The 18,779-nt window shown below is 66.5% G+C and carries 14 protein-coding genes; 9 read left to right on the top strand and 5 right to left on the bottom strand.

Translation table 11 applies throughout. From position 1 onward, the window contains the following. Nucleotides 1-146 precede the first annotated feature (146 nt). Complete coding sequence (locus N825_RS09475; protein WP_051511820.1) at nt 147-1,229, bottom strand: Gfo/Idh/MocA family protein; 1,083 nt, start codon at nt 1,227-1,229, stop codon at nt 147-149. Nucleotides 1,230-1,281: 52 nt separating this feature from the next. Continuing rightward, a complete protein-coding gene (locus N825_RS36325) occupies nt 1,282-2,661 on the bottom strand; it encodes a DUF4384 domain-containing protein (RefSeq protein WP_051511818.1) in 1,380 nt (459 codons plus the stop codon). Between the two features lie 222 nt (nt 2,662-2,883). Between N825_RS36325 and N825_RS09460 the strand changes: the two genes are divergently transcribed. From N825_RS09460 to N825_RS09430, 7 genes are all read left to right on the top strand, one after another. Further along, nucleotides 2,884-3,522: a TetR/AcrR family transcriptional regulator gene (locus tag N825_RS09460; RefSeq protein WP_037450053.1), complete on the top strand. Its 639-nt coding sequence runs from the start codon at nt 2,884-2,886 to the stop codon at nt 3,520-3,522. A gap of 87 nt (nt 3,523-3,609) precedes the next feature. Further along, a complete protein-coding gene (locus N825_RS09455) occupies nt 3,610-4,794 on the top strand; it encodes an efflux RND transporter periplasmic adaptor subunit (protein WP_051511816.1) in 1,185 nt (394 codons plus the stop codon). Further along, nucleotides 4,791-7,943 (top strand): efflux RND transporter permease subunit, encoded by a 3,153-nt coding sequence (locus N825_RS09450; RefSeq protein ID WP_198038247.1) that lies wholly within the window; start codon nt 4,791-4,793, stop codon nt 7,941-7,943. The genes N825_RS09455 and N825_RS09450 overlap by 4 nt, the downstream gene beginning before the upstream one ends. A 664-nt stretch (nt 7,944-8,607) precedes the next feature. Beyond that, complete coding sequence (locus tag N825_RS09445) at nt 8,608-9,879, top strand: ROK family protein (protein ID WP_198038246.1); 1,272 nt, start codon at nt 8,608-8,610, stop codon at nt 9,877-9,879. After that, nucleotides 9,876-11,423 (top strand): sugar ABC transporter ATP-binding protein, encoded by a 1,548-nt coding sequence (locus tag N825_RS09440; RefSeq protein WP_084164587.1) that lies wholly within the window; start codon nt 9,876-9,878, stop codon nt 11,421-11,423. The genes N825_RS09445 and N825_RS09440 overlap by 4 nt, the downstream gene beginning before the upstream one ends. Nucleotide 11,424: 1 nt before the next feature. Next, nucleotides 11,425-12,432 carry an ABC transporter permease gene (locus N825_RS09435; RefSeq protein WP_084164585.1) on the top strand — a complete coding sequence of 336 codons (1,008 nt, stop codon included), beginning with the start codon at nt 11,425-11,427 and terminating at the stop codon, nt 12,430-12,432. 42 nt (nt 12,433-12,474) lie between these two features. Beyond that, nucleotides 12,475-13,437 carry a substrate-binding domain-containing protein gene (locus tag N825_RS09430; RefSeq protein WP_037450050.1) on the top strand — a complete coding sequence of 321 codons (963 nt, stop codon included), beginning with the start codon at nt 12,475-12,477 and terminating at the stop codon, nt 13,435-13,437. 50 nt (nt 13,438-13,487) lie between these two features. Here the strand turns inward: N825_RS09430 and nhaA are convergent, their stop codons facing one another. After that, nucleotides 13,488-14,693, bottom strand: coding sequence for a Na+/H+ antiporter NhaA (gene nhaA / locus N825_RS09425; RefSeq protein ID WP_037450047.1), 1,206 nt, complete (start codon nt 14,691-14,693; stop codon nt 13,488-13,490). Nucleotides 14,694-14,921: 228 nt separating this feature from the next. Between nhaA and N825_RS09420 the strand changes: the two genes are divergently transcribed. Next, the gene (locus N825_RS09420) at nt 14,922-15,443 is read left to right on the top strand and encodes a hypothetical protein (RefSeq protein WP_037450046.1); all 522 of its coding nucleotides are present in this window, start codon (nt 14,922-14,924) and stop codon (nt 15,441-15,443) included. A 69-nt stretch (nt 15,444-15,512) separates the two neighbouring features. Here the strand turns inward: N825_RS09420 and N825_RS09415 are convergent, their stop codons facing one another. Both N825_RS09415 and N825_RS09410 read right to left on the bottom strand, forming a co-directional pair. Beyond that, nucleotides 15,513-16,559 carry an AI-2E family transporter gene (locus N825_RS09415; RefSeq protein WP_037450044.1) on the bottom strand — a complete coding sequence of 349 codons (1,047 nt, stop codon included), beginning with the start codon at nt 16,557-16,559 and terminating at the stop codon, nt 15,513-15,515. 26 nt (nt 16,560-16,585) lie between these two features. After that, a complete protein-coding gene (locus N825_RS09410) occupies nt 16,586-16,810 on the bottom strand; it encodes a helix-turn-helix domain-containing protein (RefSeq protein WP_245613060.1) in 225 nt (74 codons plus the stop codon). Between the two features lie 171 nt (nt 16,811-16,981). Between N825_RS09410 and ybaL the strand changes: the two genes are divergently transcribed. Next, nucleotides 16,982-18,739, top strand: coding sequence for a YbaL family putative K(+) efflux transporter (ybaL, locus tag N825_RS09405; RefSeq protein WP_051511813.1), 1,758 nt, complete (start codon nt 16,982-16,984; stop codon nt 18,737-18,739). The last annotated feature ends 40 nt before the right edge of the window (nt 18,740-18,779 follow it).

The following is an 18,779-nucleotide window of genomic DNA, read 5'->3' as shown; positions in this document are numbered from 1 at the left end:
AGCGTCCCGCAAGCGAGGTCCAGGTGACTGGCGTGAATTTCCCAAGTGAGGATTCATGCCTTCCCCTGAAGGGTATTCATGAATCCTTACGCCCGCAATGTGACAAAATCTCTAGGAGACAACTACTTTTTGATAATTTAACTGATCTATTGCAACCTGTTCAGATAGGCCGCCGCGTTGGTCTCCGCCGAGCGCTGGATCGCCGCGATCAGTTCGCCCGAGCGGCGGGCGTCGTCCAGCGTCGCTGGCATCGGGCCGCCCGTGGTCAGGGCCTCGTGGAAGGGCTTCAATTGCCCGTCGAAACCCGGGTGGATCGGCGTCCAGTCCGCTAATTCCGCGTTGATCCAGGATTCGATTTCGGACGACGCCGGGGTCACCGTCCATCGCGCCTTGCCGGGCTGGTCGGGCCGTGACTCGAACTCGAAGACGACATTCTCGAAGGTGAGGCGCAGGCGGCCGTATTCGTCGTGGGGCGTTGGCGTGGCGGAGCACGATGCCAGCGCTCCCGACCTCATGACCAGGGCCGCGACCACGCAGTCGTCGACCCCGATCTGGTTCGCGCGCGCGCGGGTCTGGGCGTGGACCGTCTCGACATCGCCCATCAGGAAGGTCAGCAGATCGTGGTTGTGGAGCGCGTGGGAGACCAGCACTCCGGCGGGCTCCGTCGTCGTTTGGCCCCGCCTCGGCGTCGTCTTCTCGGTCGGAGCGGGCTTCCAGAACGTTTCCACCGTCGCGAGCCAGGGCTTTCCGGCGATCCCCGAATCGATGATCCTCTTCGCCCTCTGGACGCCGTCGCCAAAACGGTGCGGTAGGATCGGCATCACCCACCCCTTGGACATGGCCTCCGCCGCGATCACCCGATCGGTCCCGGCCAATGGGCCGGCGAAGGGCATCTCGCAAACCACGTGCTTGCCAGCCTCGAGCGCGGCGATGATACACCCGGCCCGCGAGTCCAGGGGCGCGGAGATGTCGACGATGTCGACATCCGCCATCGCGAGCGCTTCCTCCAGCGAGGCCACGCGGCGCGGGATGTCGAAGCTGTCACCGACCTCGCGCAGCAGTCCCTCGTCGGGATCGCACAGGGCGAGGACGCGGAACTTGTCCCGGTGCACTTCGTAGCCGGTTTCGATATGAGCGCGGCCCAAGCCGGCGCCGACGACCGCGACGTTCCAAATCTTCTTGGGCCAAATCTTCTTGGGCTCAGCCTTGGCCGGAGACACCTGGTTCATCGTCCATCACCCCGATCGGTTACCGGCACCTTGGCCCATCCGGTCAGCGCGATCAACGGGGCTCGACGCTCCGGTAGGGGGTGATCGGCCCGGTCTCCGAGGAATCGGATGACAGCGAATAGGGCCCGGCGACGGCCTGCTGTTCCGCCACCACGGTGATCGGCATCGTGACACTCCGGAGACCCGTGTCGGACAGCGTGGCGAAGTCGTTCAGCAGGTCCTCCAGCCCCAGCCCCGGGATCGGCAGCAAGTCCTCGGCGTCGGCGCCGCTGATCCTGCCCCGCTCGATCTCGGTGGTGGAGGCGAGGCACGAGACGGCCTCGACTTGCCCTGGAGTGTCCAAGCGGATGTTGAAGGGGCGTTCCGGGCCGGGCGGGATCTCGACCGCTTGGCCGGCCGGCACGAAGGCGTCGGACTGGAAGCGGTTGGGGAACAGGCGGGCGACATTGCCGAAGCCGTCCATGTAGTAGCAGTAGACGAACTTGTCCGTAGTGGTCTCCACCCGGACGACGATCGTTTCCCCGGCGCTGAGCGTCGGCTTGGAGCCATGGTCGGTCGTGACCGCCAGTTCCGGGAGCGGGGCGGGAGCCTGTTCGATGGGAAGCGGAGCGGCGGCACTCTCGACCACCTCGACGGTGGGCGTGATTTCCGGAGGGGCCGCTTCGGGTGGGGCCACGTCGGTCATCTCGGCCATTTCGGGCATTTCCGCCGCCGCGACGGTGGCTTCCGGCTGGGGCCGGTCCGACGTGACCCATCCCGCCGCCGCGGCCATGACCGCCAGCACTCCGAGGATGCCGAAACCGCGCGTCAGACGCGATGCCTTCACGGGTTCGGGCTCGTGGCCAGGGCTGGGCTGGACGGGCCGCGGCTGCCATGTCTCGCCATCGACGCGCGAGGCCGCCATCGGGAAATTTGGTTCGGAACGGGCGGTCAGATGCCAGCGGGACACCGCGATCGGCCGCCCCTCCGGACGATCCAGCAGCGTCTCCAGCGCGGTTGCGCCGGACAGCAGCACTTGCAGGACACGGCCATCCTCAAGTTGCGTCTGGGACAGCTCCAAGAGCCCATCCAACGCCTCGGGAGCCAGCGCGTGCGCCCGCTTGACGATCAGCAGGCCGGCGTCGTCCTTCCGCAGAAGCCTGACCGCCAGCCCCGCCGGTCCATCGCCATCGCCGGGGGTGGCGGCCACGATCTGACCGATCACATCGGCGAGGGAGGCATTCTGCTGGGCGGTGGCGACCATGACGCCGGCCCCGGCGCTCTCCATGCGGGACGCCACCGCCTGGGTCACCGTGTCGGCGTCCTCGTCACGCTGGGCCATGACCGCCATCGACCTGCATCCGGCTATGGCCGACATCAGGACGGCGTTGAAGGTCTCTTCGGCGTTGCCGGGGTAGTCTTCCGCGACCGATGTCATCCGCGCCGTCATCATCCAAGCCCCCTGATCCGGAGTTTCGCGTTTTTCCAGCGTTGATCGGATTTAAGAGGATTCCGCCGCGCGCGCTATGAATGGCTTCACAAGAGGGCGACGCGAGGTTGTTCCCGCACGGGACTTGGTGACGAGTTTGCAAAACCGTCACCGAATGCCTAAATTCGGAGAGCGTTCCGGCCGCCGCGCCGTGCTTTCACCGCCGCATTGGAGTATCCAGGGTCCATGAACGGATCATCTGACGACCAAACCTCCCAGTCCTCGCCGCAACGCCAGCGCGGGCCGGCGGAACATGAGCGGCGCGAGCAGATCCTGACGGCGGCCAACGGGCATTTCCGGCACTACGGCTACAACAAGACGACCGTCGCCGACTTGGCGAAGGCTATCGGGTTGTCGACCGCCTACATCTACAAGTTCTTCGACAGCAAGCAGGCGATCGGGGAGGCCGTCTGTGGCCAGTGCCTGGGCTCGATCCAGGAGCAGCTTGCCGCCATCGCCGACGATGACGGCAAGCCGGCGTCCGACCGTCTGCGCCGGATCTATCGGACGATCGGCAAGCTCAGCGCCGAGCTTTTCTTCAACGACCGCAAGCTTCACGACATCGTCCTGGCGTCCATGGCCGAGAAGTGGCGGTTGGTCGATACCCACGAGGCCGCCGTGCTGGAGATCATCCGGCGCGTCGTCTCCGCCGGCCGTGAAACCGGCGAGTTCGAACGGAAGTCGCCGCTCGACGAGACATGCGAGGCGATCACGCAGACGCTGCTGCCCTTTTGGCATCCGATCCTCCTCGAACAGAACCTGGACGACCTCGACAAGCGCACGACCATCGTGGCCAATCTGGTGCTGCGCGGGCTCAGCGCGTGACCACCTGAAGAAAAGTGATGAGTGACGAGTTGACAATTTCGTCACTCATATCTAGGTTCGGATCTACGGCTTCCGTGGAGTCTAGCCATGTCCCGCTTTTCCTCCTTTCCGTCCAGTTCCGGCCTCGCCGTCGCGGCGCTCATCGCGGCGCTTGGTCTCGGCGCCTGCTCGCCATCCGAATCCGCCAGCAATTCCGGTAAGGATCCCGCCGCCGACCCACGCATCGGACCGCAGCTCGTGCGGGTCGCGACGGTCCAGCCGGCGGCCGCCGCGACGCGCGGGTTCACCGGCACGGTCTCCGCCCGGGTCCAGGGCAACCTGGGCTTCCGGGTCTCCGGCAAGGTGATCGAGCGGCTGGTCGATACCGGCCAGAGCGTCCGCGCCGGCCAACCGCTGATGCGGATCGACCGCGCCGAATACGCCCACGCCATCGCCGCCCAGATCGGCAATGTCGCGGCGGCCAAGGCGAAGGTGATCCAGGCCGCCGCCGACGAGGCGCGATATCGCGGTCTGGTCACCACCGGCGCCGTGTCGAAGGCGGCCTATGATCAGGCGAAGGCGGCGGTGGACGGCGCCAGGGCCTTGCTCTCGGCGGCGGAGGCCCAGTTGAAGGTCGCCGAGGACGATGGCGATTACGCAACCCTGGTGGCGGACGCCGACGGCACGGTGGTCGAGACACTGGCCGAACCGGGGCAAGTTGTCACGGCGGGGCAGGTGGTGGCGAGGCTGGCCCACGCGGGCCCCCGCGAGGCGGCGATCAGCCTGCCCGAAACCCTGCGCCCGGCCCTGGGATCCGTGGCCGAGGCGACCCTCTACGGCGCGGTGACGCGATCGCCGGCGCGCTTGCGCCAACTATCCGACGCGGCTGACCCCGTCACCCGGACCTACGACGCGCGCTATGTGCTCGAGGGGGACGCCGCGCGGGCGCCGCTGGGCGCCACGGTCACCGTCCATCTGACCGAACCGTCGTCCACCGCCTTCTCCGCCGCCGCCGGGTCGGTGCCGCTCGGCGCGATCACCGACGGCGGCGAGGGGCCGGGCGTCTGGGTGCTGGACGAGGCGCTGGCCTCGGTCTCCTTCCGCCCTGTCCGGATACGCGAGATCGGCGGCGAAAGCGTCGTCCTGGACGCGGGTGTTGGGGTTGGCGACAAGGTCGTGGCGCTGGGCGGCCGGTTCCTGCACGAGGGCCAGAGCGTCCGCGTCGACGGCGGTCCCGACACCGCGATTACAATCGCCGCCAATGGGGCTTCCCTCCGCGCGGCCTCGCGATGATGGGCTTCAACCTCTCGGCGCTGGCGGTCCGCGAACGGGCCATCACGCTGTTCCTGATCGTCGCGATCACGCTGGCCGGCGGGTATGCCTTCCTCAAGCTGGGCCGCGCCGAGGACCCGACCTTCACCATCAAGGTGCTGACGGTCTCGGCCGTCTGGCCGGGCGCCACCGCCCAGGAGATGCGGGACCTCGTCGCCGAACCGATGGAAAAGCGGGTGCAGGAGTTGCGCTGGTACGACAAGGTCGAGACCTTCACCCGGCCCGGGCTGGCGCTGATGACCGTCTCGCTGCGCGACGACACCCCCGCCGACGCCGTGGCGGAACAGTTCTACCAAGCGCGGAAGAAGCTGGGCGACGAGGCGCGCGACCTGCCCCAGGGCGCCCTCGGCCCCTTCGTCAACGACGAATACTCCGACGTGACCTTCGCGCTCTACGCCGTCGAGGCGCCAGGGATGCCGCCCCGGCTGCTGACCCGCGAGGCGGAGAAACTGCGCCAGCGCTTTCTCCACGTGGCGGGCGTCAAGAAGGTCGACATCCTGGGCGAACGTCCGGAACGGATCTTCGTCGAGTTCTCATACGCCCGGCTGGCGACGCTCGGCGTCGGCGCGCGGGATATCTTCGACGCTCTCCAGCGGCAAAACGCGGTCACCCCGGCCGGGTCGATCGACACCAATGGGCCCCAGGTCTTCGTCCGCCTGGACGGAGCCTACGACGATCTCCAGAAGATCCGCGACACGCCGATCGTTTCCGGTGGCCGCACGCTGCGGCTGTCCGACGTCGCCGACGTCAAGCGCGGCTACGAGGACCCCGCGACCTTCCTGATCCGCCACAATGGCGAGCCGGCGCTGATGCTCGGCATCGTCATGCAGGACGCTTGGAACGGCCTTGACCTGGGCGAGGCGCTGGAGGCGGAGCGGCTGAGGATATCGGCGGAGCTTCCGGCTGGCGTCAGCCTGACCAAGGTGACGGATCAGGCGGTCAACATCCGCGAGGCCGTGGACGAGTTCATGCTCAAGTTCTTCGTGGCCCTGGGCGTCGTCATGATCGTCAGCCTGGTCAGCCTCGGCTGGCGGGTCGGACTCGTGGTCGTGGCGGCGGTGCCGCTGACGCTGGCGGCGGTCTTCGTCGTCATGCTCGACACCGGACGCGCGTTCGACCGGATCACGCTGGGAGCGCTGATCATCTCGCTCGGCCTGCTGGTGGACGACGCGATCATCGCCATCGAGATGATGGTGGTGAAATTGGAGGAAGGCATGGAGCGGACGGCGGCCGCCGCCTACGCCTGGAGCCACACGGCGGCACCGATGCTGTCAGGCACCGTCATCACCGTCATCGGCTTCACCCCGGTGGGATTCGCGCGGTCGACCGCCGGCGAGTACGCCGGCAACATCTTTTGGATCGTCGGCTTCGCGCTGATCGCGTCGTGGTTCGTCGCGGTCGTCTTCACCCCCTATCTCGGCGTCAAGCTGCTGCCCGACATCAAGCCGATCCCCGGCGGGCACGCCCAGATCTATGCTACGCCCAACTACCAGCGGCTGCGCCGCATGGTCCGCTGGTCGATCCGCCACAAATTTGGCGTCGCGGCGGCCGTCGTCGGCGCCCTGGCTCTTTCCGGCGCCGGCATGGGGTTGGTCAAGCAGCAGTTCTTCCCGAACTCCGACCGGCCGGAGGTGCTGGTCGAGGTCCAGATGCCGGAAGGGACCAGCATCGCCGCCACCAGCGCCGCGACCGCCAAGGTCGAGGCTTGGCTGAGGGAGCAGCCGGAGGCGGAGATCGTCACCAGCTATATCGGCCGGGGCGCCCCCCGCTTCGTGCTGTCCTACAATCCCGAACTGCCCGATCCGTCCTTCGCCAAGGTGATCGTGCTGACCCCGGACGCCGAGGCCCGCGACCGCTTGAAGCTCCGCCTGCGCGAGCGGATCGCCGAGGGCTTGGCGCCGGAGGCGCGGCTGCGCGCGACGCAACTGGTGTTCGGCCCGTATTCCCGCTTCATGGTCAATTTCCGGGTGATGGGTCCCGACATCGCCAAGCTTCGCGCCATCGCCGGCGAGGTCCAGGCGGTCGCCCGCGCCAATCCGCACACCCGGCAAGTCAACCAGGACTGGGGCGAGCGCGTGCCCACCGTCCATTTCGTGCTCGATCAGGACCGCTTGCGGCTGATCGGACTGACGCCCGGCGACGCCGGAGAACAGCTTCAGTTCCTGCTGACCGGCGTGACTGTCACCCAGGTGCGCGAGGACATCCGGACGGTCGACGTTGTCGCCCGCGGTTCCGGTCCCGAACGGCTCGACCCGGCACGGTTGGGCGACCTGACGCTGACCAGCCATGACGGCCACCCGATCCCGCTCAGCCAGATCGGCCATGTCGAGGTCCGCGCGGAAGACCCCATCCTCCGCCGCCGCGACCGCACGCCGACGATCACGGTCCAGACCGACATCGACGAGACCCTCCAGCCGCCGCAGGTCTCGATGGAGATATGGCGGGCGCTGGCGCCGGTGATCGCGGCCTTGCCGTTTGGCTACAGGATCGAGATGGGCGGCAACATCGAGGACTCGGCCAAGGCCAACGCGGCGCTGGCTCCCCTGTTCCCGATCATGATCGCGCTGACGCTGCTGGTGCTCATCCTCCAGACACGCTCGCTGGCGGCGATGACGATGGTGTTCCTGACCGCGCCCCTGGGATTGGTCGGCGCCGTGCCGGTCCTCCTGCTGTTCGGCCAGCCATTCGGCTTCAACGCGATCCTGGGCTTGATCGGCCTGTCCGGCATCCTGATGCGGAACACGCTGATCCTGATCGGCCAGATCCACACCAATCAGCGGGAGGGCATGGACGATTACCACGCCGTCGTCGAGGCGACGGTCCAGCGCGCCCGCCCCGTCATCCTGACGGCGCTGGCCGCCGTGCTCGCCTTCATCCCCCTGACGACATCCGTCTTCTGGGGTTCGATGGCCTACACCCTGATCGGCGGCACCGCCGGCGGCACCGTGCTGATCCTGGTCTTCCTGCCGGCCCTCTACGCGATCTGGTTCAAGGTCCGGCCGAGCGAATCCAAGGAGCGCGATCAGGCGATCGGGCCTCGAACCCTAAACGGGGCTGACGCCAAAAATCGCTCGATGAGTGGCGAGCCAAGTGGAATCGGCATCACCTAAACGTCTTTCCAGAATAATAATATGAATGGTCGCGAGTTTGTCAGACTTCTCGTAGGTCGGATGCCGCTTCGCTTTATCCGACCTACCGTGGGACGTTCATTCGAGACTGGTCATTATTCATAACTGTTGGTACAAGCCACCACAACATTCCCCGACGATCATTATCAATGGAAACGACAAGGGCGGGGCGACGTTCGCCTGCGGAAAGATCAGGGAGCGGAAAAGTCGGTAGCAATAATCGCTCGAAATGGGGCGGTCATCATGGCCGATAGCGTTCTACCAAGTCCGCGTCATCGTACAGGTCGGGCTCTTCCGCCAACCAATCGAAAGCGCCTCCGGCCGCGTTTATCGCCGTGATCGGAAGATCTTCGTCTTCAATGGCGTTGATCACTTGTCGCATAGCCATGACATTCGCCGCCTGCTCGACCGGGCTGATGGCCCACCACCGGGGTACCCGGCATCCAGGGGCGCAGAATACATCAACAGACAAGGTGGGTGTACCTTATCAACACCCCTCGCAACGGCCGCGACTTTAGACCAAAAAAGGCCAAACATCGCATAATCAGGCCGAAGTTGTCGCTTGACGGTCAAAAGCTTCGCATCTAGCCTGATCTCCAAGCCGCGATGAGACGGCTGGCAAGGGGAGTCGACCGAGTGAGCCGTCATGAACCCGTGGTCTGACCTGTCGGCCAGCGAATTGGCCGTGCTGGACCTGACGTTCTGGTCTCCGGGACTGTCCCGCGACACGGTGTCGACACGGGCGGCGTTCTCCAAGACACGCGCCAATTCAATCATCGCGAGCCTGCTCGATCAGGGCATCATCGAGGAAACCGGTCCCCGTGACTCGACCGGCGGGCGGCGCGCCGAGACGATCCGGCTCCACCGAGGGCTGGGTGTCGTGCTGGGTGTCGACCTCGACGCCACACGGTTCGACATCGCGGTCATGACCCCCGATCTCCACGTGCTGGCGCGTCACGGCGAGGACATCAACGTGCGGCGCGGACCGGGGCTGGTGCTGGCCCGCGTCAGGGCGGCGATGCGCGATCTGCTGGCCCAATGCGGCGCCGATCCGCGCCAAGTGCTGGGGATCGGCATCGGCGTTCCCGGCCCGGTCAATTTCGAGGCGGCCGAACTGGTGGCGCCGCCGCTTATGCCGGAATGGGACGGCTTCTCGATCCGCGCCGACATGAGATCCGACTACGCGGCGCCGATCTTCGTCGACAACGACGTCAACCTGATGGCGCTGGGCGAGCTTTGGCACCTGCGCCGGACGCTGCAAAACTTCCTCGTCATCAAGGTCAGCACCGGCATCGGCTGCGGCATCGTCTGCCATGGCGAGGTCTACCGAGGCGCCAACGGCTCCGCCGGCGATGTCGGCCATATCTGCGTCGATAGCCATGGCCCCCGCTGCCACTGCGGCAACATCGGCTGCGTCGAGGCGATGGCCGCCGGTCCCGCCATCGCGCGGATGGGCGTCGAGGCCGCCCTGTCCGGCGAGAGCGCGATGCTGGCGGGGATGCTGGCCGAATCGCGGGCCGCCAGCCCCGACCGCTCGATCGACTTCCAGGATGTCGCCCAAGCCAGCCGGGCGGGCGACGTCGCGTCCAACATGATCATCCAGCGCGCGGGCGGGCTGATCGGGCAGATGCTGGCCTCGGTCGTCAATTTCTTCAACCCGTCCCACGTCTTCATCGGCGGGCCTGCCGCCCGCGTCGGGCCGCTGCTGCTGGCCTCGGTCCGGCAGAGCGTCTATCAGCGCTCGCTGGCGCTCTCGACCCGCAACCTGGAGATCCAGTACATGCCGTCCGGCGAGGACGCCGCGCTGGTCGGTGCCGGCGTGCTGGGGATGCGCGAGGCCATGAGGGGCTGGGGCAGGGACCTGGGGCGCGGTTGGAGCCGGACGCGCGGCTTCCAGCCAGAGGAGGGCCGGGCATGAGCATCGCCGTCCGTTTCGACGGGATCGTCAAGGAGTTCGGCCCCGTCCGGGTACTCCACGGCGTCAGCTTCGATCTGGCGCCGGGCCGCGTCTATGGACTGCTGGGCGAGAACGGCGCCGGCAAGTCGACTCTGATGAAGATCCTCAGCGGCTACGAGCGGCCGACCGGCGGCACCCTCCACATCGATGGCGAGCCCCGATCGTTCAAAAGCTCGCGCGACGCCGAGGCCGCCGGGATCGTCCTGATCCACCAGGAATTCAACCTCGCCGAAGACCTGACCATCACCCAGAACATCTTCCTGGGACACGAGCGGAAGCGCGGCTGGTGGCTGGACGAGGCGGCGATGCGGGCCGACACGCTGCGCGTCCTGCGCCAAGTGGGGCTGGACAAGGACCCGGACACGCCGGTCCGCCACCTGATCGTCGCCGAGAAGCAGCTGGTCGAGATCGCCAAGGCGCTGGCGCGGAACGCCCGGCTGCTGATCATGGACGAGCCGACCGCCTCCCTGACCCCCGGCGAGACCGAGGCGCTGTTCACGCTGATGGCCCGGCTCCAGGCCGACGGCGTCACCATCGTCTACATCTCGCACAAGCTGGACGAGGTCGAGCGCACCACCGACGACGTGATCGTGATGCGCGACGGCCGCTTCGTCACCCGCCAGCCGACCCGCGAGCTGACCCGGCACCAGATGGCGACCCTGATGGTCGGGCGCGAGATCTCCGACCTCTATCCCGACAAGGACCCAGCCCCCACCGGCGCCGTGCCGCTGCTCAGGGTCGAGGGGCTGACGGTTCCCGGCTGGGCGGCCGATATCGCCTTCGACGTCAAGCCGGGCGAGATCCTGGGGTTCGCCGGTCTGGTCGGCGCCGGGCGGACGGAACTGTTCGAGGGGTTGCTGGGCCTGCGTCCCCATCAGGTCGGGCGGATCGAGCTGGAGGGCCGCGCGATCCGCATCCGGAACCCGCGCGACGCGGTCGATCAGGGCATCACCTATCTCAGCGAGGACCGCAAGGGCAAGGGCCTGCATGTCGGCTTCGGCCTGCGCGAGAACCTGACCCTGATGGCGCTGGAGACCTACGCGACGCCGTGGCTGAAGCCTGGCGCGGAGACGCGGGCCCTGAAGACGGCGGTCCAGGATTTCGGCATCCGCACCGGCTCGCTCGACGTCAAGGCGGCGTCGCTGTCGGGCGGTAACCAGCAGAAGCTGGCGCTCGCCAAGGTGCTGCATCCAGAGCCCAAGGTCGTCATCCTGGACGAGCCGACCCGCGGCGTCGATGTCGGAGCGAAGCGCGACATCTATTTCTTGATCCAGCGGTTGGCGCGCGAGGGCCGCGGCGTCGTGGTGGTTTCGTCGGAACTGATGGAGCTGGTGGGGCTGTGCCACCGCGTCGCCGTCATGCGGGGCGGACGCCTACGCGCCATGGTCGACGCCCAACACCTGACCGAGGAGGAGTTGATCTCCCATGCCACCGGAACCAACCAGCGGGACCAAGCCAATGGGGACAAACCCAGTGAGGAAGAATCCATGACCGCGGGGCGTTGAGATGGTGGATAGGCAACTCGACCAACCAGCACCACCGCGTTTCCAGCGCGCCCGCTCCCTGGGCTCGCGGCTGCACGCCGTCGGTCCGATCCTGGGGCTGGTGCTGCTCTGCGTCGCCGGGACCCTGCTGAACCCCGACTTCGCGTCGCTCGACAACGCGATGAACGTGCTGACCCGCACCGCCTTCATCGGCATCATCGCGGTCGGCATGTGCTTCGTGATCATCTCGGGCGGCATCGACCTGTCGGTCGGCTCCATGGCGGCGCTGATCGCCGGCATGGTCATCCTGCTGATGAACACGCTGGCCGGATCGATCGACCAGCCGGTGCTGGTGGTCGCCATCGGCATGGCGGCCTCGGTCGTGCTGGGCGGGGTGTTCGGGCTGGCCCATGGGCTGCTGATCACGCGCGGCCGGATCGAGCCGTTCATCGTCACCCTGGGCACGCTCGGCATCTTCCGAGCCTACCTGACCTATTTCTCGAACGGCGGGGCGATCACGCTCGACGACACGCTGTCGGATGTCTACAGCCCCGTTTATTACACCAGCGTCATCGGCGTGCCGATCCCCGTTTGGGTCTTCCTGATCGTGGCGGTGGCGGGGGCGCTGATCCTCAACCGGACCGCCTATGGCCGCTACGTCCAGGCGATCGGCTCCAACGAGCAGGTCGCCCGCTACGCCGCCGTCAACGTCGACCGCATCAAGGTGATGACCTACGCCCTGCTGGGCGCCTGCGTCGGCATCGCGACCCTGCTCTATGTCCCGCGGCTGGGATCGTCGTCACCCACCACCGGCCTGCTGTGGGAGCTGGAGGCCATCGCCGCCGTCATCGTCGGCGGAACCGCGCTGAAGGGCGGCTCGGGCAGCATCATCGGGACCGTCATCGGCGCCGTGCTGCTGTCGGTCATCAGCAACATCCTGAACCTGACCAGCGTCATCAGCGTCTACCTGAACGCCGCCGTGCAAGGCTTCGTGATCATCATCGTCGCCTTCCTGCAACGGCGGAAATGACCCGAAAACCAACAACTCGATCATCCGGGGAGGATAACGACCATGAAACTCAAGAAACACCTGCTCGCCATCGCCGTCACCGCGGTGGCGCTCGCCGCACCCGGCGCCGCCTTCGCCCAGAACAAGGTGAACCTGGGCGTCGCCATCCCGGCCGCCACCCACAGCTTCACCGCCGGCATCGTCTGGTGGGCGAACGAGGCCAAGAAGGAGCTGGAAAAGGCGAACCCCGACCTGAAGGTCACGATCAAGACGGCGGCCAACGCCGGTGAGCAGGCGAACCAGCTCCAGGACCTGGCGACCGCCAACAAGATCAACGCGTTGGTGATCTTCCCATTCGAATCCGCGGCGCTGACCAAGCCGGTGGCGCAGGTCAAGGGCAAGGGCGTCTACGTCACGGTGGTCGACCGCGGCCTGACCGACACCAGCGCGCAGGACGCCTATGTCTCCGGCGACAACACCGCGTTCGGCAAGGTGCCGGCCGAGTACATCGCCAAGACATTGGACGGCAAGGGTAACATCGTGGCGCTGCGCGGCATCGCCACCACGCTCGACAACGAGCGGATGGACGCCTTCAACGGCGTGATGAAGGCCTATCCCGACATCAAGCTGCTCGACGCCAAATACGCCAACTGGAACCGCGACGACGCCTTCAAGGTGATGCAGGACTACCTGACCCGGTTCAAGCAGATCGACGCCGTCTGGGCCGCCGACGACGACATGGCGATCGGCGTGCTGAAGGCGATCGAGCAGGCCAAGCGCGACGACATCAAGATCGTGTTCGGCGGCGCCGGGGCCAAGGGCATGATCAAGACGCTGATCGACGCCAAGGACCCGCGCATCCAGGCCAACGTGTCCTACTCGCCGAAATTCATCTACGACGCCATCAAGATGACGGCGGAAGCCCGTCTGAAGGGTGAGGCGCTGCCGGCGACCACGATTATCCCCTCGGTTCTGATCACCAAGGACAACGCGAAGGAGTTCTACTTCCCGGACTCGCCGTTCTAACGACGAACCCTGGGCTGGCGGCTCCGCGCGGAGCCGCCAGCCAACCGAGCTCACGCCGCCTTGGTCACGGGCATGGCCTCGCGCGGCGCCTTCATCAGGACCGCCCAGCCGACCAAGCCCGACACCAGCGAGCCCGCCAGCACGCCGACCTTGACCGAATCCACCAGTTCGGGACTGGTCGGGAAAGCCAGCACGCCGATGAACAGGCTCATGGTGAAGCCGATGCCGCACAGCAGGGCCACGCCATAGAGTTGCGCCATGGTGGCGCCGATCGGCAGGTCGGCGGCTCCCAGCCGGATGACGGCCCAGGCGGCGCCGAACACGCCGATCTGCTTGCCGACGAACAAGGCCACCGCGATGCCCAGCGGCACGGGCCCGGTGAGGATCGAGGCGTCCAGTCCGGCCAGCGAGACACCGGCGTTGGCGAAGCCGAAGATCGGGATGACGAGGAAGGCGACCCAACCAACCAGCGCGTGCTCCAAGCGGTGCAGGGGCGAGTGGGCGTCGTCCGGGCGGCCCTTGCTTTGGGTCAGCGGAATGGTCAGGGCCAACGCCACGCCGGCCAGGGTGGCGTGGATTCCGGACTGGAACACGAAGAACCACAGGACGGGAGCCAGTACCAGGTAGGGCCACAGCTTGGCGACGCCGAACCGGTTCAGCCCGATCAGGCAGAGCAGCACGACGGCCGCCATCCCCAGGTTGAACAACGACAAATCCGCCGTGTAGAAGACGGCGATGATCAGGACGGCGCCCAGGTCGTCGAGGATCGCCAGGGCCGTCAGGAAGACGCGGAGCGACATCGGCACCCGCGAACCCAGCAACGACAGCACGCCCAGGGCGAAGGCGATATCCGTGGCGGCGGGGATCGCCCATCCGGCCAGGGTCTCCGGCGTGTTCAGGTTGAAGGCGATGTAGATCAATGCTGGCGCCAGCATGCCGCCAACCGCGGCGGCGCCGGGGAGGACACGCCTGGACCAGGTGGACAGCTGGCCGTCCAGGAACTCGCGCTTGATCTCCAGACCGACCAGCAGGAAGAAGATCGCCATCAAGGCGTCGTTGATCCAGTGGCCGACACTCAATCCAAAAACATAGGAATTCAGGACGGTGAAATAGGTCTGCGCCAAAGGTGAATTCGCCACCACCATGGCCGCGGCCGCCGCCGCCATCAGGACCAGTCCACCGGACGCCTCCATATGGATGAACTGGCGAAGCATCGATAAGGGCCGCGACCACCGGGGCGAAGTGTTGGATGCCATTCTCTGTCTTTTCCGTATCAGGGGAATGGGAGGTGCGGGACGCGCGGAAACGTCTCACACCGCGCGGACCGTCCGGTCTTCGACCGGTACGCCCGCGCGATGAAGGCGGGTTCCCGTCCAGATGGGTCTATGCTCGGGAATTTCGACAACAAAGGCGTTTGGAGGGACTGGGAAAACGACGATCGAAGTCCAAATAGGGCTTCTCGACATGAGAATGGAGATAAAACAATGGGAATTCCCATATCCGCCGAGAAACGGATGCTGGCCTCCAATGAGTTTGAAATTGTCGAGCGCACCCATTATCCAAACATCTGTGGGCTTTCCAAGAAAGAGCTATCGGATGTCTTGAGAGTACTGCGGGATTACAGGAGTAAGGCTCGGGACCGCGCCCAGCAACAACGCCGTGAGATGCGTGGAAAAGCGGAGCCTCGGGGCATCGCGCCGGCCAGTGACAATTCCGGCACCGAGACCAAACGGAAGATTTTCACCGGTGCCCTGAAACGGGTCAACCGCGAGTTGGCGCGGATCGAGAAAGCCGAGACCGATGAAGGCCAAAGCGACATCGCCAAGCGCGCTTTGGAATTGAAGCGCCAGAACCGTGTCCGCCACCATCCGAGTTCCGACAGGACCGCGAACGGCTCCATGAAGATGGTGGAGAACCAGAAAGCGCCGGCGACGCTCGATCCGCGGGAGATCGGCCGGGCCTCCCAGTCGGTCAAGGACAGCCAAGCCCGCCGCGATTCCGACTGACGGATCCGTCGGGTCCAAGTCCGATCCGCCGTCCCCGCCCTGCGTGGGGGCGGCGGAAGCCGTCGGCGCTCACCTGACCCGCGGCCAAGCGTTCAGCACGGCGTGGACAAGAGTTGCCAGCGGAATGGCGAAGAAGATTCCCCAGAAGCCCCAGATGCCGCCGAACACCAGCAAGGCGACGATGACCGCCGTGGGGTGCAGGTTGACGACCTCCGCCAGGAGGAGAGGCGCCAGGACGTTGCCGTCGATCAGCTGGATCACGGCGTAGGCGCCCATCACCCAGAGGAAGTCCGGCCCGGTTCCCCACTGGGCGTAGGCGATCACGGCGACCGGGATGGCGGCCAGCGCCACCCCGATATAGGGGATGAAGGTGGACAGGCCGGTCGTGATCGCCAGCAGCGGGGCGAACTGGAGGCCAAGCGGCGCGAAGGCGAGGTAGGTTACCACCGAGACGATCAGGAGTTCGTAGATCTTGCCGCGGACATAGCCGCCGATCTCCGCGTCGACCTCGCGCCAGACCTGCTCCGCAAGCGGCCTTTCCGGCGGCAGGAAGCGCAGGACCCAGCCGAGGATCAGCGCCTTGTCCTTCAGGAAGAAGAACACCAGCATCGGCATCAGGATGAGGTAGACCACCACGTTGACCAGCGCCGGCAGCCACGAGACCGAGGCGCTCAGGATGCGCTGGCCCATGTTTATCAGGTCGTTCCGCAACGACGCCAGGAACTCGCGGATCTGTTGGTCCTCGAAAAGGTCGGGATACCGTTCCGGCAGTCCCAGGATCAGATCCTGCGTCCGGGCGAGGATGGCGGGAAGCTGCTGGACGAGCTGGGCCACCTGGACCAGCAGCAGGGGCAGCAGGATCAGGAAGATCCCCAGCAGGCACGCCAAGAACACGGTGAACACGACACCCACCGCCAACCCGCGCGGCACGCCGCGCCGCTCCAGCAGCGTGATCATCCCGTCAAGCAGGTAAGCCACTACGATGCTGGCGATCAGCGGCGCCAGGGTGTCGGCGGCGAATGTCAGGACACCGAAGCCGGCGATCAGCAGGATGGCGAGGAGCACCACCTGGGGATTGGCGAAATTCCGGTGGAACCACGCGGTGATGATGTTCATATCGTCCGCCCGTCCATCCTGTGAAGCTAACCGCCCGGCTCCTCGTCCTCCTCGACTCCAGCCCCCGCCAGCCTGACGCCCGGTCCACAATCGTCCTCGGCGTCCAGGAAGATAACGCCGCCTGACTCCAGGGCGCGGCGGATCGCGGCGGTGGTGGCGCGTTGGAGGTCGTGCTGACCGCCTTCGAAGCCGCGCACGGTGCTGCGGCTCACTTCGGCGTGGGCGGCCAGTTCGTCCTGGGTCCAGTCCAAGAGCGCTCGCGCGGCTCGGCATTGTTCGGGGGTCAGCGGCATTGCGTCAAGATGGGCGCACGGATGAAAAGGTCAAGATGCGTCATTTTGGTTGAAACAGATCGTTTGGGATCCATCTATCAGCTATGGCAGGAGCATTGCTGATGATTGATATTTGAGGAGAATTGCATAGTGCCGGGGCATGACACGCCACTCGTCGCGGTGATCGCCATTGGTCTCGCCCTAGCCTTCGTGCTGGGGCTTTTGGCGCATCGATTCCGCATATCGCCATTGGTCGGTTACCTGCTGGCTGGCATCGTCGTCGGACCCTTCACGCCGGGCTTCGTCGCCGACCAGGGGTTGGCGAACGAGTTGGCCGAGATCGGCGTGATCCTACTGATGTTCGCGGTCGGCCTGCATTTCTCGTTCAAGGATTTGATGTCGGTCAGGAAGGTCGCGCTGCCCGGCGCCGTCGTCCAGATCTCGGTGGCCACCGGCCTGGGCATGGCGCTGGCTTGGTCGCTGGGCTGGACGATGGGGGCCGGTATCGTGTTCGGCCTCGCCTTGTCGGTCGCCAGCACCGTCGTCCTGATCCGCGCCCTGCAGGAGCGGCGGGTGCTCGACACCGAGCGCGGCCGGATCGCGGTCGGCTGGCTGATCGTCGAGGATCTGGCGATGGTCATGGTCCTCGTCATGCTGCCGGCCGTGGTCGGACTGCTGGCGGATCAGGAGGGGGTCGCCGACTGGCGGGCCATCGCCCTCTCGGCCGGGTTCACCCTGGTCAAGGTCGCGACCTTCGTCGTCATCATGCTGGTGGCCGGGCGGCGCATCATCCCCTGGATCATGCATTACGCCGCCCACACGGGCTCGCGGGAGCTGTTCCGCCTGTCGGTCTACGCGGTCGCGCTGGGCATCGCCTATGGCGCCGCGGCGCTGTTCGGCGTCTCCTTCGCCTTGGGCGCCTTCTTCGCCGGCATGGTGCTGGCCGAAAGCCCCTTGAGCCAGCGCGCCACCGAGGAGGCGCTGCCGCTGCGCGACGCCTTCGCCGTGCTGTTCTTCGTGTCGGTAGGCATGCTGTTCGACCCCGGCGTGCTGGTCCGTTCGCCTTGGGCCGTGCTCGCCACCGTCGCGATCATCGTGGTCGGCAAGTCGATCGCGGCCTTCGGCATCGTCAAGGTCTTCGGCCGTTCGACCGGCACGGCGATGACCATCTCCGCCAGTCTGGCGCAGATCGGCGAGTTCTCGTTCATCCTGGCCGGCCTTGGCGTCGGCATGGGCGTGATGCCGGAGGAGGGCCGCGACCTGATCCTGGCCGGCGCCATCATCTCGATCATGCTGAACCCGTTGATCTTCGCCGTGGTCGAGCGGCGCCGCAAGACGCCGGACAAGAAGATGCTGAACTCGCCGGACGAGTTCCCACTCGCGGACCCCAGCGATCGGATCGAATCCGCCACGCCGCCTCTGTCTCCAACCACCCTGTCGGGCCACGACATCCTGGTCGGCTATGGCCGCGTCGGCTCCTTGGTCGGGTCGGGCCTGCGCGCCGCCGGACGGCCACTTCTGGTGTTCGAGGAGCGGATCGACGAGATCGCGGCAGCCCGGCGCGATGGCGCCGAGGTCGTGATCGGCAACGCCGCCGATCCCCAGATCCTCGCCACCGCCAACCTGGAAGGCGCGCGCCGGCTGATCGTGACCGTTCCCGAGGCTTTCGAGGCGGGGCAGGTTGTCGAGCAGGCGCGGAGGGCCAATCCGACCCTGGAGATCGTCGCCCGCGCCCACACCGACGCCGCCGTCGAGCACCTAACGAGTCTGGGCGCCACCTTGGCCGTCATGGGCGAGCGCGAGATAGCGCTCCGGATGCTGGAGCGGATCAAGGAGGACGACGCGGCCGAGATCGTCGCCGCCGGCATCGTCGAGCCCGCCATCCCGCGGGCCATCCCGCGGGAATGATGCGCGCGACGGACTGTTTCCCTGGCGGTGCCTATCGTCC

Source organism: Skermanella stibiiresistens SB22 (assembly GCF_000576635.1).
GTDB lineage: Bacteria > Pseudomonadota > Alphaproteobacteria > Azospirillales > Azospirillaceae > Skermanella > Skermanella stibiiresistens.
Note: the sequence above shows the minus strand (reverse complement) of the source record. Positions and strands in the feature narration are given on the sequence as shown.